Annotated in this window: 17 protein-coding genes; 9 read left to right on the forward strand and 8 right to left on the reverse strand. The window is 39.7% G+C overall.

All coding sequences use genetic code 11. The features are described 5' to 3' along the window. Positions 1-27 precede the first annotated feature (27 nt). Entirely contained in the window at positions 28-1890 is a 1863-nt protein-coding gene (locus MWU82_RS05410; RefSeq protein WP_215948269.1) for a DNA topoisomerase IV subunit B, read from the reverse strand. A gap of 339 nt (positions 1891-2229) precedes the next feature. Continuing rightward, positions 2230-3324, reverse strand: coding sequence for a redox-regulated ATPase YchF (gene ychF / locus MWU82_RS05415; protein WP_247095511.1), 1095 nt, complete (start codon positions 3322-3324; stop codon positions 2230-2232). A gap of 171 nt (positions 3325-3495) precedes the next feature. On the opposite strand from ychF, the gene MWU82_RS05420 reads away from it, so the two are divergent. Next, positions 3496-6171 carry a TonB-dependent receptor gene (locus MWU82_RS05420; RefSeq protein WP_247095512.1) on the forward strand — a complete coding sequence of 892 codons (2676 nt, stop codon included), beginning with the start codon at positions 3496-3498 and terminating at the stop codon, positions 6169-6171. A 172-nt stretch (positions 6172-6343) separates the two neighbouring features. Here MWU82_RS05420 and MWU82_RS05425 read toward each other — a convergent pair whose 3' ends face one another. Then, positions 6344-6694: a 4Fe-4S dicluster domain-containing protein gene (locus MWU82_RS05425; RefSeq protein WP_215948272.1), complete on the reverse strand. Its 351-nt coding sequence runs from the start codon at positions 6692-6694 to the stop codon at positions 6344-6346. An 86-nt stretch (positions 6695-6780) separates the two neighbouring features. Here MWU82_RS05425 and MWU82_RS05430 point away from each other — a divergent pair, with 86 nt between their 5' ends. The 8 genes from MWU82_RS05430 to MWU82_RS05465 all read left to right on the forward strand — a co-directional run bounded on the left by MWU82_RS05430 (position 6781) and on the right by MWU82_RS05465 (position 14831). Then, positions 6781-7842, forward strand: coding sequence for an acyl-CoA reductase (locus MWU82_RS05430; RefSeq protein WP_247095513.1), 1062 nt, complete (start codon positions 6781-6783; stop codon positions 7840-7842). Positions 7843-8057: 215 nt separating this feature from the next. Next, entirely contained in the window at positions 8058-9122 is a 1065-nt protein-coding gene (gene serC, locus MWU82_RS05435; protein ID WP_247095514.1) for a 3-phosphoserine/phosphohydroxythreonine transaminase, read from the forward strand. 152 nt (positions 9123-9274) lie between these two features. Then, complete coding sequence (locus MWU82_RS05440) at positions 9275-10225, forward strand: D-2-hydroxyacid dehydrogenase (RefSeq protein ID WP_247095515.1); 951 nt, start codon at positions 9275-9277, stop codon at positions 10223-10225. Positions 10226-10308: 83 nt separating this feature from the next. Continuing rightward, positions 10309-10941 (forward strand): DUF937 domain-containing protein, encoded by a 633-nt coding sequence (locus MWU82_RS05445; protein ID WP_215948276.1) that lies wholly within the window; start codon positions 10309-10311, stop codon positions 10939-10941. Positions 10942-11107: 166 nt separating this feature from the next. Continuing rightward, positions 11108-11563, forward strand: coding sequence for a DUF6146 family protein (locus MWU82_RS05450; protein ID WP_247095516.1), 456 nt, complete (start codon positions 11108-11110; stop codon positions 11561-11563). Between the two features lie 30 nt (positions 11564-11593). Next, positions 11594-11914 carry a DUF6787 family protein gene (locus tag MWU82_RS05455; RefSeq protein WP_215948278.1) on the forward strand — a complete coding sequence of 107 codons (321 nt, stop codon included), beginning with the start codon at positions 11594-11596 and terminating at the stop codon, positions 11912-11914. 51 nt (positions 11915-11965) lie between these two features. Then, entirely contained in the window at positions 11966-12298 is a 333-nt protein-coding gene (locus tag MWU82_RS05460) for a hypothetical protein (protein ID WP_247095517.1), read from the forward strand. Between the two features lie 241 nt (positions 12299-12539). Beyond that, positions 12540-14831, forward strand: coding sequence for a TonB-dependent receptor (locus tag MWU82_RS05465; RefSeq protein ID WP_247095518.1), 2292 nt, complete (start codon positions 12540-12542; stop codon positions 14829-14831). A 69-nt stretch (positions 14832-14900) separates the two neighbouring features. Here MWU82_RS05465 and MWU82_RS05470 read toward each other — a convergent pair whose 3' ends face one another. From MWU82_RS05470 to folE, 5 genes are all read right to left on the reverse strand, one after another. Further along, positions 14901-15776, reverse strand: coding sequence for a sterol desaturase family protein (locus MWU82_RS05470; protein ID WP_215948281.1), 876 nt, complete (start codon positions 15774-15776; stop codon positions 14901-14903). Between the two features lie 33 nt (positions 15777-15809). Next, positions 15810-16292 carry a monoheme cytochrome C gene (locus MWU82_RS05475; protein ID WP_247095519.1) on the reverse strand — a complete coding sequence of 161 codons (483 nt, stop codon included), beginning with the start codon at positions 16290-16292 and terminating at the stop codon, positions 15810-15812. After that, the gene (locus MWU82_RS05480) at positions 16293-17513 is read right to left on the reverse strand and encodes a sulfite oxidase (protein ID WP_215948283.1); all 1221 of its coding nucleotides are present in this window, start codon (positions 17511-17513) and stop codon (positions 16293-16295) included. 194 nt (positions 17514-17707) lie between these two features. Beyond that, positions 17708-17944 (reverse strand): hypothetical protein, encoded by a 237-nt coding sequence (locus MWU82_RS05485; RefSeq protein ID WP_247095546.1) that lies wholly within the window; start codon positions 17942-17944, stop codon positions 17708-17710. A gap of 140 nt (positions 17945-18084) precedes the next feature. Beyond that, positions 18085-18684, reverse strand: a complete 600-nt coding sequence (gene folE, locus MWU82_RS05490; RefSeq protein ID WP_215948285.1) for a GTP cyclohydrolase I FolE — start codon at positions 18682-18684, stop codon at positions 18085-18087. Between the last annotated feature and the right edge of the window lie 58 nt (positions 18685-18742).

The following is an 18742-nucleotide window of genomic DNA, read 5'->3' on the forward strand; positions in this document are numbered from 1 at the left end:
GTTTGGCCTGCCTGCGGGCGGGCTGGTTTATATTTGGTTTTCCTCTACTAGGTCTACCTCTACTTTAAGGTTATTTATTATAAATTCCTGACGGTCAGGGGTGTTTTTGCCCATATAGAATTCCAATAGGTTCTCTATGGACATCGCTTTGTCCAGCATTACCGGTTCCAATCTAATATCTTCGCCAATAAAATGTTGAAACTCATCTGGGGAGATTTCGCCCAATCCCTTGAATCGGGTTATTTCGGGTTTCCCAGTTAACTTTTCAATGGCCTGTAATTTTTCCTCATGGCTGTAACAGTAATAGGTGTCCTTTTTGTTGCGGACCCTGAACAGCGGAGTCTGAAGTATGTAAAGGTGATTTTCTTTTATTAGTTCCGGGAAAAATTGCAGGAAAAAAGTTATCAATAAAAGGCGAATGTGCATCCCATCAACATCGGCATCCGTTGCAATTACTATTTTGTTGTACCTTAAATCCTCCATGGACTCCTCAATATTCAATGCAGCTTGGAGAAGGTTGAACTCTTCGTTTTCATACACTATTTTTTTGGACATGCCGTAGGAGTTCAAAGGTTTCCCCCTTAGGCTAAATACCGCTTGGGTGTTTACGTCCCTTGATTTGGTTATGGAACCCGAAGCTGAATCACCCTCTGTGATAAACAAGGTGCTTTCCAGGCAGCGATCATTTTTTGAATCAGCCAAATGTACTCTGCAATCCCTTAATTTCTTATTGTGGAGGTTGGCTTTTTTTGCCCTGTCCTTGGCCAATTTTCTAATCCCGGAGAGCTCCTTTCGTTCCCGCTCTGCCTGCATAATTTTACGCTGAAGCTTTTCTGCGGTATCTGGATTTTTGTGTAGGTAATTGTTTAGCTGGGTACCCACAAAATCGTTAATATAGGTACGCACCGTTGGTAGATCGCCGCCCATATCCGTAGATCCTAATTTGGTTTTGGTCTGACTCTCAAAAACAGGTTCCATTACCTTAATGGCTATGGCGGAAATAATAGATTTCCTAACATCGGATGGATCGTAATTTTTGCCGTAGAATTCCCTTATGGTTTTTACTATTGCCTCCCGAAATGCTGTCTGATGTGTTCCGCCCTGGGTGGTATTTTGTCCGTTAACAAACGAATGGTATTCTTCGCTATACTGTGTTTTGCTATGTGTTAAGGCAATTTCGATATCGTTACCCTTTAGGTGTATAATAGGGTAAGTCATGTCCTCAATATTATTATTGTCCTCCAATAGATCTTTTAGACCGTTCTCGGAATGGAATTTCTCCCCATTGTAAATAATGGTGAGACCAGGATTAAGGTATACGTAATTTTTGAGCATGCGTTCCACATACTCGTTTCTGTACTTATATTTTTTGAAGATAATTTCGTCCGGAGTAAAGGAAACCTTGGTTCCTTTTCGCTTGGAGGTTTCTTCCGGGCCTACTTCTGCTACTAGGTTTCCCTGCTGAAATTCTGCAGTTTTAAGCATATTATCCCTGGAGGACTGCACTTTGAAAAAACTGGAGAGTGCATTTACGGCTTTAGTACCAACCCCGTTAAGACCAACAGATTTTTTAAAGGCCCTTGAGTCGTACTTACCACCAGTGTTCATTTTGGAGACTACGTCCACAACCTTGCCCAAAGGTATTCCCCGACCATAATCCCTCACATTGACCATGTTATCCTTTATCACGATATCTATGGTCTTGCCGGCACCCATTACAAATTCATCTATACAGTTGTCTATAACCTCTTTTAAAAGGATGTAGATGCCGTCATCAGCAGAGGATCCATCTCCCAATTTACCAATATACATCCCCGGACGCATCCGGATATGTTCTTTCCAGTCTAATGAGCGAATGTTGTCTTCTGTATATTGGGCGTTATCTGACATGGTCTAGGGCTTTATCCAAAGTGTTGCTAATATAGCAAGTGTTATAAAAAGATGAAACCCCTAGGCGTTAAAGTAATTAACAAAGGAAACCAACGTTTTGTTGATAGTAAGGGGTATTGTGCAATATAAATTCTTATTTATAAGAAAAATAGCAATAACAAAAGTATGAAATTTTATTGATTCTTTGGGGCGACAAAAAAATCAAGGGCAACTCCGTCCAGCTTTTACGACCTTATAGATATCGGCATTGAAAATGCCTTTTTTCTACCAAGAGGACCATTGTGAATACTTCTAGGATTTCTAGGCCTAGTTGGGTTTGCTTTAAGAGGGTATAATAACTTATACGTTAAACCTAAAATGCATTACATCGCCATCCTTGACAATGTATTCTTTTCCTTCTACACGCATTTTTCCAGCTTCCTTGACCTTGGCCTCACTGCCAAAAGAAACAAAATCGTTATAGGAAATAACTTCTGCCCTAATAAAACCTTTTTCAAAATCGGTATGTATAACTCCTGCAGCTTGAGGTGCCGTGGCTCCCACAGGAATAGTCCAGGCCCGTACTTCCTTCACTCCAGCGGTAAAATAGGTTTCCAGATCCAATAGTTTATAGGCTCCCCTGATTAATTTGGCGGAACCAGGTTCGGTCAGTCCTAAATCTTCCAAGAACATTTGTCGTTCATCATAACTGTCCAATTCCGTAATATCGGCTTCCGTGCCAACGGCCAAAAAGATTACTTCTGCATTTTCGTTGGCAACAGCTGTCTTTACTTGCTCTACATATGCGTTACCAGTGGTAGCAGCATCTTCATCCACATTGCATACGTACATTACTGGCTTATCCGTAATGAATTGTAAAGGCTTAACAAATTCTGCGCGATCTTCCTTGTTGATATCCAGGGCACGTACAGAGGTACCAGTTTCAAGTCCTTGTTTGATCTTCAATAGTACCGCTTCCTCTTTTTGAGCTTCCTTATTTCCAGTTTTGGCTGCCCGTTTTACTTTTTCAAGCTTTTTGTCCACGGTCTCCAAATCCTTTAATTGAAGTTCAATGTCAATAGTCTCTTTATCCCTTACCGGATTTACAGAACCATCTACGTGTACAATATTTTCGTTGTCAAAGCACCGTAGCACATGTAAAATTGCATCTGTCTCGCGAATATTACCTAAAAATTGGTTACCTAGGCCTTCGCCCTTGCTAGCTCCCTTTACCAATCCTGCGATATCTACGATCTCCACAGTTGCAGGCAGTACTCTTTCCGGGTTTACCAGTTCTTCCAATTTTTGTAATCGTGTATCCGGTACATTTACCACCCCAATGTTGGGTTCAATGGTACAAAAAGGAAAATTGGCACTTTGCGCCTTTGCGTTGGACAAACAATTAAAAAGTGTGGACTTTCCTACATTTGGCAATCCTACAATACCTGCTTTCATGGTCGAGATCTATATTAAACGGGAAACATTAATTAAAGTTTATTTCCCAGCCTTTTTTTAAAACAGCTGCAAAGATACTATTTATGTACGTTTATGAACACACATTGACAATCTTAATTATGTAAAAATAAATTACCTAAATTAGAAGTCGAAACACTTAAAACCATTAATATGAAAAAAATCATCTTATTGACTGCTTTTATTCTGGGCAATTTTGCCTTAACAGTTGCCCAAAATTCGGTGTCCGGGAACATTACGGATGATAGTGGCGAACCTTTGGTTGGGGTAAACATTGTGGAAAAGGGCACTACCAATGGTACAACTACCGATTTTGATGGTAATTATCAAATATCGGTCATGGATAATGCAACCCTTGTCTTTAGCTATATTGGGTATGATACCAAGGAGGAAAATGTTTCCGGAAAATCCGTTATCAATGTTGCCCTGTCCGGTGGAATGATGCTGGACGAGGTGCAATTAGTGGGTTCTAGAAGTCCAAAACGTACCTCTACCGATACTGCGGTTCCTGTGGATGTTATAGATATTGCGGAAATCTCTACCCAAACAGGCCGCGTGGAAGTAAATGAACTATTGCAATATGCTGCGCCTTCATTCAATGCCAATAAACAATCAGGGTCGGACGGTGCCGACCATATAGATCCCGCTACCCTTAGAGGCCTTGGTCCAGACCAAACTTTGGTACTTATTAATGGTAAAAGAAGGCACCAATCCTCCTTGATCAATATTTTTGGAACCAGGGGGCGTGGCAACACAGGTACCGATTTGAATGCTATTCCGTCATCGGCCATTAAACGAATAGAAATATTGCGGGATGGCGCCGCTGCCCAATATGGTTCTGATGCCATTGCAGGTGTAATCAACATTGTTTTGAAAAACCAAACGGATAAGGTATCTGGCTTTATTAATTATGGGGCCTATAGTACCAACGCAAAAGGAGATTTTCCGTCAGGAACACCTAATACCGATGGCAACCGATTGGACACGGAGAAGGATGGAAACGCAATAGGTAGTGATCAGAGTTTTGATGGAGGTTCTCTAAAAGCTGGAGTTAATTTTGGGGCGGCTATCGGCAACGATGGTGGTTTTGTAAATGTTACTACGGAATATATCAGCAAGAACAAGACCTTGAGACCTGGGTTCGATTTCAGGAGAGGTTTCGGGGAGGCGGCCATTGACGGATTTAATTTAATGTTGAATGCCTCCGTTCCCCTTTCTGATAATTCGGAATTATATGCCTTTGGTGGAAGAAATTATAGGGACACAGATGCCTACGCCTTTACCAGGAATGGTGGCAATAGGGTAATTCCGTCCATTTATCCCAACGGATTTACCCCAAGGATTACTTCCAATATTATAGATAATTCCTTTTCGGCCGGTTTTAGGACGGAATTGGATAATGGCTGGAAACTGGATATAAGCAATACTTATGGCAAGAATAATTTTCATTATTATATAAAAGGAACCCTTAATGCTTCTTTGGAAGATGTATCTCCCACCGATTTTGATGCTGGTGGACATAGTCTAACCCAGAACACGGTGAATTTGGATTTTTCCAAGTATTATGAAGATGTTTTGGAGGGTATGAACTTGGCTTTTGGTGCTGAATATAGAACGGAAAACTTTATCATTTTTGCCGGTGAGGAAGGATCTTGGGGCACTTATGACGTAAATGGCCTATTAATTACAGATCCGGCCAACCAAACCCAGCCCATCGATCCGGATTCGGGCGATCCCCGTCCCGGAGGATCCCAAGGTTTTCCTGGATACAGTCCCAAAAACGAAGTGGATAGAAGTAGGAGTAACTTTTCACTGTATGCGGACGGAGAGTTTGATCTAACCGAAACCTTTCTTCTAAGTGCTGCAGCTCGATTTGAGAATTTTAGTGATTTCGGAAGTACTCTAAACGGCAAATTGGCCGCTAGGTTAAAAGCATCGGACAATGTGAATATAAGAGGTTCTGTAAGTACAGGTTTTAGAGCTCCTTCCTTGGCCCAAAAATATTACAATCTACAGTTTACGAATTTTGTAGGTGGGGCTGCCTTGGAGTCCCTATTGTCTCCCAATAACAGTCCTGTAACAGCTTCATTCGGAATAGATCAGCTGACAGAGGAAAAAGCCCTAAATGCTGGCCTAGGTTTTACGGCAACTTTTGGAGATTTTACGGCAACTGTGGATGGGTACTATATTAAGGTAGACGATCGTATAGTGCTTACAGGTAATTTTGATGCGCCCCAAATCCCTAATGTAGAGGCGGCGCAATTCTTTGTAAATGGGGTGGATACCAAAACTACAGGTTTGGATATTGTTTTGGCTTGGAAGAAAAGTTTTGACGACAATAGGTTGTCTGCCACTTTTACGGGCAATATTAATGATATGAAAATAGATAAGGTAAACAATGGTAGTTTGGATGCGGAAACCTTTTTTGGAGAAAGGGATAAGGGTTTTCTACTGGCCTCGGCCCCAAAAAGCAAATTTACCCTGAATATGAATTACAGCAGGGACAAGTTTGATGCCGGCCTGGCCTTCACCCATTTTAGCAAGATGGAGTTACTGGATTACCAGATGTATGAGCCCACCTCCGATTATGCCAGTTTTGAAGATCAAATTAATCAGGCAACGGATACCTATGATGCCAGGCTGGTTACAGATCTGGTTTTTGGTTATAAATTATCTGATGGCCTTAAATTAAATATAGGCGCCAATAATTTATTTAACGTTTACCCTGACCAACAGGACGATTGGGTAGAAGGAGGAGGTTATTGGGACTCCGTACAAATGGGCTTTGGGGGAGCTTATTACTATGCCAAAATAGGCTTTACATTTTAAAAAATTCTAGAACCCAAAATAAAAAAGGCTGCTCTTGAGCAGCCTTTTTTATTTTGAAACATTGGCAAGAACCTTTGTCAGGTACTGTAATTGCCATAGAATTTTCAGAAAAATTTAGATATCCTCCAATTAAATTTCAATTGGGGAATGTGCATCTATATTTATGCCTGACCTATTCAGGGTGCATAAAACGTTGCTTGCCCAAAAGTACTTCTTCAGTCTCCACGTGGTCTTCATCAGGTACGCAGCAATCTACTGGACAAACGGCGGCACACTGTGGTTCGTCATGGAAACCTTTACATTCCGTGCACTTATCAGGGACAATAAAATATATCTCGTCACTTACGGGCTCCTGTGATTCCTCGGCATTGACTGCTTTGCCATTGGGCAGTACAACATCACCTTTTAAAAGGGTTCCGTCGCTATAGCGCCAATCATCCGCACCTTCATAAATTGCAGTATTTGGGCATTCCGGTTCACAAGCTCCACAATTTATGCACTCATCTGTTATTATAATTGCCATATTTTATATTTCTTTTATGCTGATTTAATTTCAGTATCAATACTTTTGTACAAAGGTAAAGCCTAATAAAATCTTTTACAAATATAATGACTGACCTTAGACATAGACTTAATGCTTTTGTTAAACTTGGTAGTTTTTTCAAAGAATATTGCAAATATGCTAAAAACAAAACTCAATTAGATGATAATCAGTATGCATGGTTTGTAAAATTCGATGAAATACTAGAATTGGCCGGACATCATAATGGTTGGTTTACCCCTGAAAATATTTTATTTAGTTTAGAAAGTTGGGCAGAATTACTAACGCCATCAGGGCTCGAAAATTGGTTGTCCACCTATGAACTGAACAAAAACAGGCCTAAAACAGTGGCCTTGATCATGGCGGGTAATATCCCCTTGGTGGGCTTCCATGACTTTATAAGTGCTCTGATAACAGGTAACAGAGTCTTGGTAAAACTCTCTTCCAACGACAAAGTTTTATTGCCTTTTATTGCTCAATATCTAATTGAAATAGAGCCTTTGTTAAAAGATCAAATTTCATTTTATGAAGGCAAACTGGAACATTTTGATGCTGTTATTGCCACAGGAAGCGACAATACATCGCGCTATTTTGAACATTATTTTGGAAAAAAGCCCAATATTATCAGGAGAAACAGGAATTCGGTGGCCATCCTTAGTGGCAATGAAACCAAAGATGAGTTGACCGCCTTGGGCGAGGACATTTTTAGGTATTATGGATTGGGCTGTAGAAGTGTTTCCAAATTATTTGTTCCAATAGATTATAATTTTGATACCCTGTTTAAGGCTCTTTACCCTTATAATAGCATAATCGAACAACTTAAGTACGCCAACAATTATGACTATAACAAGGCGGTGTACCTAATGAGTTTATATAAGATTTTGGAAAATGGTTTCCTTATGTTAAAGGAGGATAAAAATTATGCATCCCCTATTGCTACCGTTTTTTATGAGTTTTATGAATCCCCTGAGGAGTTGAAAATTAGACTAGCTGATGAAAAGGATAGGATTCAATGTTTGGTGGCCAAAGGATTTATGGCAGATGAGGTACCATTTGGACAGACCCAAAAACCATCTTTGACGGATTATGCGGATAATATTGATACTGTTGATTTTTTGTTGAAAATATAATGTAATAATTTAGGTAGGCACTACCCTACTTCCTAAAATATTTATGACCTTTAACCTTTGAAAAAAGTATAACTGAATTTAAAAATAGCCCAATAACATGTGTAGTACGGACAAATGGTAAAAATAATTAAGTTCCGTGTTACCTGGAAATTGTAATATTTTTTTAACCTCTCAGAGATGTAATGCAATCTTTGAATAACCCTAATTAGTGATAAATGAAAAAACATAATTTTAGTGCCGGCCCTTGTATCCTGCCACAGGAAGTAATCATAAAAGCTTCTGAGGCTGTGTTGGATTTTAATGGACTGGGACTTTCCCTGATCGAAATTTCACATAGAAGTAAGGATTTTGTCGCTGTAATGGATAAAGCCAGATCCCTCGCCTTGGAGCTATTGGATCTGGAAGGAAAAGGCTATCAGGCCTTATTCCTACAAGGAGGCGCTAGCATGGAGTTTTTAATGGTAGCCTACAACTTATTGGAGAAGAAAGCTGGATATCTTAATACAGGTACCTGGGCCGATAAAGCGTTAAAGGAAGCCAAGCTTTTTGGTGAGGTCATTGAGGTGGGTTCATCCAAAGATGAGAATTTTAGCTATATCCCCAAAGGTTATTCTATTCCTAGCGACTTGGACTACCTGCACCTAACTTCAAACAATACTATTTATGGAACACAGATAAAGAAATTTCCAAAAACGGAAGCTACTTTGGTCTGTGATATGAGTTCCGATATATTTTCCAGACAATTGGATTTTTCACAATTCGACCTAATTTACGCCGGAGCCCAAAAAAACATGGGTCCTGCAGGGACCACCTTAGTAGTGGTGAAAGAGGAAATCCTGGGCAGGGTAAGCAGAAAAATACCGTCTATGCTGGATTATAAGGTTCATATTGAGAAAGAAAGTATGTTTAACACCCCTGCCGTATTTCCAGTTTACGTTTCCATGCTAACGTTGGAGTGGCTTCAAAAGTTGGGTGGAATTGCAGCCATTGAGGAGATTAATGAAAAGAAAGCTCAACTGTTGTACTCAGAAATAGATTTGAATCCTTTGTTCAACGGCTACGCCCATAAAGAGGACCGTTCCAATATGAATGCAACCTTTACGCTAGCAGAGGAAAAGCTTAAAGATGTATTTGACGGAATGTGCAAGGAAGCTGGAATAAATGGAATAAACGGACATCGTTCTGTTGGCGGATATAGGGCTTCCATGTATAATGCCCTTCCTTTGGAGAGTGTGGGTACCTTGGTAGATGTAATGAGCGAATTGGAGCGAAAAGCGTAAAAGTTCGGATAGGTCTTGGGCCTGCTGTAATAGCACGGCATAGTGCCTATGCCAAGAGCGAAGGCAATTCATCAAAATATTAGCTTGAGTGTCCAGATAGATCAATTTGGCGCCAATATTTAATTTTAATAGTATTATAATTAACAATTAGCATGAAAATTTTAGCAAACGACGGAATATCAAAAAGTGGCGTGCAAACCTTGGAAAATGCCGGTTTTGAAGTTTTGGCGGTGAATGTGGCGCAAGAACAGCTTGTGTCTTACATAAACCAAAATAAGGTTTCGGTACTGCTAGTAAGAAGCGCAACTAAAGTTTTTAAGGATGTAATAGATGGTTGCCCTGCCTTGAAAATCATAGGCCGGGGTGGCGTGGGAATGGACAATATAGATGTGGATTATGCCAAATCCAAGGGCATCCATGTTATTAATACTCCAGAAGCTTCATCTTCCTCTGTGGCCGAATTGGTTTTTGCCCATTTGTTCAGTGGCGTAAGATTTTTGCACGATGCCAATAGGAATATGCCGTTGGAAGGCGATAGTAATTTTAAGAAACTTAAAAATGCCTATGCCAAGGGCATAGAGTTAAGAGGTAAGACTTTAGGGATAATAGGTTTTGGGAGGATTGGTGTGGCAACCGCCAGGATAGCCCTGGGGATTGGCATGAAGGTTATTTTTACCGACCCTTTTTTGGATGATGCTACGGTGACCGTACCCTTTTTTGATAACCGATCAATTTCTTTTGAACTTACTAGTACTCCCTTGGAAAATTTGTTGAAAAGCGCTGATTTTATTAGCCTGCACGTTCCTGCTCAAAAATCCTATCTTATAGGCAAGAGGGAATTTGGTTTAATGAAGGACGGTGTTGGCATAGTAAACGCGGCCCGTGGGGGTATCCTGGATGAGGTAGCCCTTGTGGATGCATTGGAAAGTGGGAAGGTTGCCTTTGCAGGATTGGATGTTTATGAGTCCGAACCTATTCCGGAAATACGGATTCTGATGCATCCGGATATTTCCCTTAGTCCACATATTGGTGCTGCTACAGAGGAGGCCCAGGATCGTATAGGATTGGAACTGGCCTCGCAAATTATTGAACTTTATAAATAAAGGAATTAAAGATAAAATCAAGCAGTTCAAACTGTTTTTTGTATCTTAAAGCATATTAATTACTAATCATAACACTTATAAAAATGTCAGGATTATTGGATCTTTTAAGCAGCCCAATGGGCAAACAATTAATTAGTGGGGTTGCCGGTCAAACTGGACAACCGGAAAACAAAACGGCAGACGTTTTGAGCATGGCAATGCCGCTTTTATTAGGTGCCATGAAGAAGAACGTGTCTTCCCCACAAGGGGCTGAAGGTCTAATGAATGCCCTATCTTCTAAACATGATGGTGGATTGTTGGATAATCTAGGAGGTTTGTTTGGTGGCGGAGTCGATCAATCCGTTATTAATGATGGAGCAGGGATTTTAGGACATGTATTTGGAGGAAAGCAGGCCAATGTGGAAAATGCTTTAAGTCAGAAATCGGGATTGGACGCAGGATCTGTTGCCCAAATCCTTAAAATTGCCGCACCTTTGGTAATGGCCTACTTGGGTAAAGAAAAAGCACAAAGCAATGTAAATGATGCCAATGGACTAAATAGCTTATTGGGAAGTATGCTTGGTGGGCAACCAGAACAGAACCAGAGCCTAATTATGACTTTGTTGGATTCTGACGGCGATGGTAGTGTATTGGATGATGTTGCTGGGATGGTCATGGGAACCAGTAAAAAGAAAAGTGGATTGGGAGGTTTGCTTGGCGGGCTTTTTGGAAAATAACAGTTTTAACATAATATAAGGAAAGCCATTTGTAACATAAATGGCTTTTTTTGTATCTTATAAGAAGGAAATGGAGGATCTGTAAGCACAGTGAATCTTCGGCATTACATCTGGAAAACCTGTGCTGTTACGTATTTATTCTATGACTTTTGAAAATATATAAGCGATGAAAAAGATTATTTTTACACTAGGGGTTGCTATCCTGTTTGTATTATCCTTGGCTAACTGTACTAGTACCAAGCAAGCTATTTCGGTTACGGACGAAGAGAAGGCCGCTTTTTCCCAAACGGAGGGAGATACTATAACCATCAGGGATGAAAAAACGGAATATGAAATTATTATAATTGAGCCTGGCTTCGATTTTTGGCTTCAAAGTATAGCCAAGCCTGAAGGTTATTATTCCCAATCCTTTCTGGAAAATAGGAATAGAATTATGGTAATAGAATGGAACCAAAGGGTAATGCAACCATATAGATATAATTCCAATTTATATGAGCTCCGAATCGATTATGACCCTAATATAGATTATGGGTACGAGGTAAATTATAAATTGTACAACTACTTTATTTATTTTCAGCGCAAATACAATCAAAGATTGGGACCATTTGTTCCCCGCGTATAAAAAGTTATCTTTGTAATGATTTTTTAAGGTATGAAGAAATTAAAACAACGTTGGGGAGTAAGCTCCAATTTGCAGCTCGCTATAATTTTTATAGTATTCTCCATTACTGGTTCATCTGCGGTTTATGCTGCAAAGCCGTTTCTAAATTGGATCGGACTTAATAGAGAAAATTTTTCTCCTGATTTTCTATGGGGAGGTCTTATTTATCTGACTTTTAGAATATTGTTGATTTTTCCCATTTATCAATTCCTCTTGGTTATTTATGGATGGCTGTTCGGTCAGTTCAAATTCTTTTGGGAATTTGAAAAAAAGATGTTGAGCCGTTTGGGCTTAGGCTTCATGCTTAAATAAATTATATTTTTCTTAACAAACATTTTGTTGGCATACCACTAGATTTGAAAAGTGAAGATAAATTTAAGAAATATCCTATTTTCTTTTATTGCCGTCCTCTTGGTCGGTTTAATAATTCTTCCTTCTGTCTTAAAATTAAAACATGCCATCTTTGAGCACCATACCTTTGTTTGTAAGGAAAAAGGTAAACTGCATATACATGAAGTAGAATTGGATTGTGATTACCATAAATTCAACCTTACGCATTATTATACCCATACGCAACAGGAGTTTACCACATTTTCAATATTACCTAAATCAGAAAAAATTATAAACTTCTATAATTTTTTAAGTAAGTACCAAAAACTTCATTTCTCAAGAAGGGGACCTCCATCGGCCATATAATACTTTTTACGCGACTTATATATTCATGGACATACACATTGTTTGCCAATGAAACTCTATAGTTATAAAGAAGGTGGCCCGATACATTTATAGATGTTGGTATGCCGCATTATATCATAAGCTTTAGGGGGTTGTAGGTTTTAAAGCCTTACCATATAAGTACACCAAGCAATTTTAAACAATACTTTGGAGGTGAATTGCCTTTCATTAGGAGTTATAGCCTTTACCTAAAATAAAATAAATGAGAAATGTAATTCTGTCAATGCTCTGCATTTTGACATATATATCAGCAAATTCCCAAAATACCCTATCCGGTAAAATAATTAATAAAGAGAATCAAGAAGGCTTGGAACAGGTCACCATATATTTTCCACAAATGGAAAAGGGCGGTATTACCAATAGCGATGGGGAATACAAAATTGAAGCTTTACCAACGGGGACCTATAAAATAGTAGCCTCCTATATCGGCTTTTTAACTTTTTCTGGCAATATTACTATAGAAAAAGGCAGCAATACCTTGGATATTTCATTGCTTCCAAGCGCTATTGAAATGGAAGAAGTTATTGTATCTACCCCATTCCACAAATTGCAACGTGAAAATGTTATGAAGGTGGAGTTTGCAAAGCTATCATCCCTCAAGGCCCAGGGAGCTCCTACTCTTGTGGAAGGTTTAGGGTCCATACCCGGGGTGGATGTTGTTTCTACCGGGGTGGGAATAGGGAAACCAGTAATCAGGGGACTTACTTCCAACCGTGTTTTGGTGTACACCCAGGGAATTAGGCTGGAAAACCAACAGTTTGGGGCAGAACATGGCCTGGGAGTAAACGAAGCGGGAATAGAAAGTGTTGAGGTAATTAAGGGTCCTGCTTCCCTATTATATGGCTCTGACGCTATGGGGGGAGTACTTTATTTAAACCCGGAAAAATTTGCGGCCCCTAATAGCACGGAGGGAGATATAAACCTCAACTACAATACCAATACCCAAGGTTTAAATAGTGGAGCTGGCATAAGATCTTCAGGAGAAAGATTTAAATACCTTCTACGATTGGCAACCAATAACCATGTAGATTATTTAGGTGGAGATGGCAATAGGGTTACCAATTCCAGATTTAACGAAAAAGATTTAAAAGCGGGATTGGGTTACCAGGCAACTTCCTTTAAAAGTGAATTTAGGTATAATTACAACCAATCCAATTTAGGGATTCCGGAAGAGATAGGATTGCAGACCACCTCAAGGACACCCGATTTACCTTATCAAAAATTGGACAACCATATTTTGAGTTCCAATACCAAAATATTCTTCAACAACTCTAACTTGGACATCACCTTGGGGTATATAGGAAATAATCGTAAGGAGTTTGAAGACCACCATCACCATGAGGAAGATGAGGAAGATCATGAAGAAGGCGAAGAAGATCATGAAGCCCATGAAGAAGAAGGCCATGAGGAAGCTGCTTTAGACATGAAGCTCAACACCTTTAATTATAATGTACTTTACCATTTTCCTGAGTGGAATAGGTTTGAAACAGTAGTGGGTATACAAGGAATTCATCAAACCAATAGAAATTTTGGGGAAGAGATCTTAATTCCGGATGCAACGACCAAAGACATAGGGCTTTTGGGAACCACACATTTTCACCTCGATCAAAACAACGATTTTCAAGTGGGACTGCGCTATGACCACAGGCAAATAGACGGAAAGGCCTACGGTGTTAGCGGGGATGAAGGATATATTGCTCCTTTAAAACGGAACTTTAATAGCTTTAATGGAGCAGTGGGATATAAGAACAATATTTCAGAGCAATTCACGGGTAGAATCAATATTGCTACAGGCTTCCGGGCTCCCAATTTGGCGGAACTAACTTCCTATGGTAGCCATGAGGGTACCAACAGGTTCGAAATAGGAAATGCAGACCTCAAGAACGAACAGAACCTTCAAATTGATCTGGCTTTGGAATTTCAAAATGAACATTATGAATTTTTTCTAAACGGTTTTCACAACAGTATAAAGGACTATATCTTCATAGCACCTAGCGGAACCTTTATGGATGAAACTCCTGTTTACAACTATCTACAACAAGATGCCACACTTTATGGAGGGGAAATTGGATTTCATTTACACCCCCATCCGTACGATTGGCTGCATATTGAAAGTAGTTACCAAACGGTGTTCGGTGAATTGCAGACCGGTGACGCCTTGCCTTTGATACCCGCCAATAAATTGACCAATACTTTGAGGGTAGAGTTTAACAATGCCAAGGGATGGTGGCTTAGGTCCAATGCGTTTGTTTCTTTGAATACTAACTTTAAGCAGGGAAAAGTAAGTACTTTTGAAACAGTTACCCCAGGGTACTCCCTTTTAAACGCAGGCTTAGGAGGGGACATTCAATTTTTGAAAAAATCTATGAATATCACCATTAGTGCGAATAACCTTTTGGACAAAAAATACATTGCCCATCTGTCCCGTCTGAAAAGTGATGATATATTGAATATGGGAAGATCGGTTGTTGTGGGCCTAAACATTCTATTGTAAAAGAAGTTTGCCATAACGGAATCTTCATTCCAAATTGTGCGCAACAATTATTGCCATTATAAAAAATACCTACGGCTTAGACTTTTTTAGGCCGTAGGTTATTTGTTTCCAAAATGAATTTGGAATTTTTTCATCCCCTTTAAAGCCCAATTCAATGGTGCCACTATCTTCGGGGATATAATCGGTTTTAAAAATGTAATCCCAAAGACTGAGGCTAATTCCAAAATTCACCCCATATTTTCCATCTGGCAAATCATGGGCATGATGGTATAAATGCATTACAGGGTTGTTTAAAATATATTTTAAAGGACCCCAGGTTATTTTAATATTGGCGTGGTTGAAATGCCCAATGGCAATGGCAAAGAAATGGACAATGTAGGCCTGTTCAGGTTCAAAACCGCCCAAAATCATTACTCCAAAGGTCTTTAAGGGCTTATAGAATACATTTTCCATCCAATGATAGCGCAAGTGGGCTGCAAAGCCCATCTCTTTAACACTGTGGTGTATTTGATGGAATTTCCATAAAAATGGATATTTGTGGAGCAAAATATGGGTAAACCACTGTACAAAATCCAAAATAAGGAAAAAGATCAATAATTGAAGCCAATTGGGAAAGTGGGACATATCTATAAGGGCAAGGCTACTTTGCCTTATTCCCAAATCGTTGAAAAGAAGGCCCAATAATTTGTAAAACCCACTTATGGCAATGGCGAAAAGGAAAAAATTGAAGAACATATAAAAGCCGTCCAACCAAAAATCCTTTCTAAAAATAGATTGTTCCTTACGCCAAGGAAATAAAATTTCCAGCATCCACACCACTAGGGAAATAATGATCAGCCCCCAAAAATAATTGGTATACCAGGGAACTTCAAATATTATGGATTTCCATGTCCAGTTTGCAGTTCCTACAATCGCATTGATGAAACCTTCAAAATATTTTTCCACGATCTTTTTCCTTTACGTTATACCCATGATCCATTACTCTTCCAATGGGTACCATTCTATATTAGTCAGCGCTTCCCTCCTTCCCTTACTTTTCGGCGGATAATTGGTGACCAAATAATTCACAATAACCTTTTCATTCTCCCCTAGATCCCATAGGTTCTGTGTTTTTTGCATCCAGCGAATGGTCTCTATCCATCGCTCTTCGTTCATCCTATTTTGTATGACCAATTGGGCGGAATGACAATTGGTGCAGTTGTTGACCACCGTCATTAAACCTTCCCCATCCTTAAACCCTGTTCTTAGGTGGATGCCATTTTCTATTTTATCCCAATCATCATTATCAGGCGTTACATTAACGACTTCTGAATTTGGAGAATCCTTTTTGGATGAAAATGCGGACGGGTCCATCATATAGGTAACGCCCAAGACGCCTATCAGTAGTACCATAACAAAGGCAACCACTAAAATGCTATAGAAGGACTTGACCTGTTTTCTAAAATTATTCTGTTTGCTCATTTAACTTACTTTTACCGCAATTCTATGGCATGCGTTATTAAGGTATCCCTTTGGGTTCCATCCGGGCAACAACATGGGTTGACTTACTCCGTTGGAATCTGTAGCCCGCGCCCAAACCTCATAATACCCTGTCTTTGGAAAATCTATACTCGCTTTGAAATGCTGCCAAGCCAATCGGTTTGCAGGTTTTTCCAAAATACAATTGGACCAAGTGGCCCCAAAATCAATGGAATAGGATACTTTGGAAATTTCCAATTCCCCAGCCCAAGCATGGCCTCTAATATTCAGTTTTTTTCCCTTGGGAATCACCGCTCCTGATTTGGGATAGGTAATCAAGGATTTTACTGGCATGGATTCTATGATGCACATATCCTCCTCTTTAACATCTTCTCCAGGAGCAACTGGATGACAGGGCACCTTATAGGAGGTTCCCGTCATTTTTTCCCCATCATGGACAATGTTTCGCACGCTGATCCTATTTACCCATTTTCCTGAAGTAGAGGCTGGCCAGCCCCCACATACCAAACGCAATGGGTATCCATGTACTAGGGGAATATCCTCTCCGTTCATTTTAAAGGCCAACAGGGTTTCCTCCATCATGGCCTTGGAAATGGGAACCCCCCTTGAGATAGGTTCTTTGTTGGGATCTCGACTTAGGTGTAGGTCTGCAGCGTGATAGCCTATATACACGGCATCATCCTTGACCCCTACCTCTTTAAGTACATCCTTAAGGCGAACCCCTGTCCAGGTGGCACAACCTACGGCCCCTACTGTCCATTGGTTTCCCTTTGCAGGCGGATCGAATTCGCTCCGTCCATTGCCGCCACATTCTATTGTAAGTTGGTAGGTATGATGGGTAAATTTTGATTTTAATTCTTCCAAGGTGAAAGTTTTCTTTTCTTTTACCGATTCACCATCAAAAGTAATAGTCCATTCATTGACATTGATATTTTCTGGAACCAGTCCATTGTTTCGGATAAACATATATTTATTGGGAGTAATCCTATCGTCTAACAAATGGGCTACCGCCTCCATATTCCACGGTTTGCTGTTTAAGACTACCATTGCCTTATCCTTGTTGAACATTTGAAATGGGTCCGGATCCTGAAGCCCCAATGGGGTGTAGTTTTCTGGGATTTTAGCAGCAAATACAATTTCCAAACCCAGTATTCCTGCCAAAGACCCTAAGCTGGTCTTTTTGACAAAATTTCTTCTTTTCATTTACTTAATATTATAATACAAGATAAATCTAAGAAAGATATCGGAAAACTTGAGTAACATTGGTCACTTAATATATTTATACTGGACTTTATTCACTAAGTGAGATTTGAATGCTCCGACGTTTGCCAGCTTTAGCGGAAGGGGCTGGCTTGTCCTAAGGTAATTGAATGTACTTTAATAACTTCAAAATGAAATTACTCGGCCGATATAATTTTTTTGTTTTTACTAGATTTAAAAATATAAGTATAAAACCACATGATCGTAAATGTTGGAACAATGTCCAAGCCGGGCAGCATTTCTTCAATAAAGGTTATTACCCCTGCAGCCCGTCCTATTTTGCCCTTGTATAATCTGGTCATTAGCCAGCCGGCAACGGGAGCCCAGATCACGTCTGAAAATTCCCCGATCCCTGGAATAACGAAAGAAAGCATTCCTATCCCGTCAAAAAGCAATCCCAAAAATAGGTTTCTTAATTTATGGTCTTTCAATGTAGATGTATTTACCAATTAATTTACAGCAGCCTTAAATCAAATAAGATGCCAAAATTTTGAACTTTTGATAGTACAAAGTCCTAAGATAACTTTGAACTTATCAATTTCAAAAATTCGTTCCGAGTTTCTATTTTTTCAAACTGACCTCTAAAGCCTGATGTAGTGGTTACGGAATTTTGTTTTTGCACTCCTCTCATCATCATACACATATGGGAAGCCTCTATAACAACAGCCACACCTTGTGGTTTTAAAGTGTTGTTAATACATTCCAGGATATCATTGGTGAGTCTCTCCTGCACCTGCAAACGTCTTGCAAAAACATCCACCACCCTAGGAATTTTGCTTAGGCCAACGATATGGCCATTGGGGATATAGGCTATGTGGGCTTTGCCAAAAAAGGGCAGCATATGGTGTTCGCACAAAGAATACACTTCAATATCCTTAATGATTACCATTTCATCGTAAGACTCCTTGAACATGGCTCCTTTCAGAATTTCTACAGCATCCTGCTTGTACCCTTGGGTTAAAAAAAGCATGGCCTTCGCCGCTCTCTCCGGAGTTTTTATAAGTCCGTCCCTGTTGAGGTCCTCCCCTATTTCCTTAATGATAGATGAGTATCTGGATTTTACCTCGTCGGTAATTTCCAGGTTGTATTCTTCCAAATTTCTATATTGTGTCATAAATGCCTTGTCCTAAAATTTATTCTTTTGTCGCCATCACAATATAATCATTACCGTA

The sequence above is a fragment of the Arenibacter sp. S6351L genome (assembly GCF_023016025.1).
In the GTDB taxonomy this organism is placed as follows: Bacteria; Bacteroidota; Bacteroidia; order Flavobacteriales; family Flavobacteriaceae; genus Arenibacter; species Arenibacter algicola_B.

What these genes read in the sequence shown, in the direction of transcription:
- MWU82_RS05465 (WP_247095518.1), top strand. Translation starts at nt 12,540, where the DNA reads ATGAGAAATGTAATTCTGTCAATGCTCTGCATTTTGACATATATATCA.
- MWU82_RS05450 (WP_247095516.1), top strand. Translation starts at nt 11,108, where the DNA reads ATGAAAAAGATTATTTTTACACTAGGGGTTGCTATCCTGTTTGTATTA.
- MWU82_RS05420 (WP_247095512.1), top strand. Translation starts at nt 3,496, where the DNA reads ATGAAAAAAATCATCTTATTGACTGCTTTTATTCTGGGCAATTTTGCC.
- ychF (WP_247095511.1), bottom strand. Translation starts at nt 3,324, where the DNA reads ATGAAAGCAGGTATTGTAGGATTGCCAAATGTAGGAAAGTCCACACTT.
- MWU82_RS05475 (WP_247095519.1), bottom strand. Translation starts at nt 16,292, where the DNA reads ATGAGCAAACAGAATAATTTTAGAAAACAGGTCAAGTCCTTCTATAGC.
- MWU82_RS05440 (WP_247095515.1), top strand. Translation starts at nt 9,275, where the DNA reads ATGAAAATTTTAGCAAACGACGGAATATCAAAAAGTGGCGTGCAAACC.
- MWU82_RS05480 (WP_215948283.1), bottom strand. Translation starts at nt 17,513, where the DNA reads ATGAAAAGAAGAAATTTTGTCAAAAAGACCAGCTTAGGGTCTTTGGCA.
- MWU82_RS05445 (WP_215948276.1), top strand. Translation starts at nt 10,309, where the DNA reads ATGTCAGGATTATTGGATCTTTTAAGCAGCCCAATGGGCAAACAATTA.
- MWU82_RS05430 (WP_247095513.1), top strand. Translation starts at nt 6,781, where the DNA reads ATGACTGACCTTAGACATAGACTTAATGCTTTTGTTAAACTTGGTAGT.
- MWU82_RS05410 (WP_215948269.1), bottom strand. Translation starts at nt 1,890, where the DNA reads ATGTCAGATAACGCCCAATATACAGAAGACAACATTCGCTCATTAGAC.
- MWU82_RS05455 (WP_215948278.1), top strand. Translation starts at nt 11,594, where the DNA reads ATGAAGAAATTAAAACAACGTTGGGGAGTAAGCTCCAATTTGCAGCTC.
- folE (WP_215948285.1), bottom strand. Translation starts at nt 18,684, where the DNA reads ATGACACAATATAGAAATTTGGAAGAATACAACCTGGAAATTACCGAC.
- MWU82_RS05485 (WP_247095546.1), bottom strand. Translation starts at nt 17,944, where the DNA reads ATGCTTTCTTTCGTTATTCCAGGGATCGGGGAATTTTCAGACGTGATC.
- serC (WP_247095514.1), top strand. Translation starts at nt 8,058, where the DNA reads ATGAAAAAACATAATTTTAGTGCCGGCCCTTGTATCCTGCCACAGGAA.
- MWU82_RS05425 (WP_215948272.1), bottom strand. Translation starts at nt 6,694, where the DNA reads ATGGCAATTATAATAACAGATGAGTGCATAAATTGTGGAGCTTGTGAA.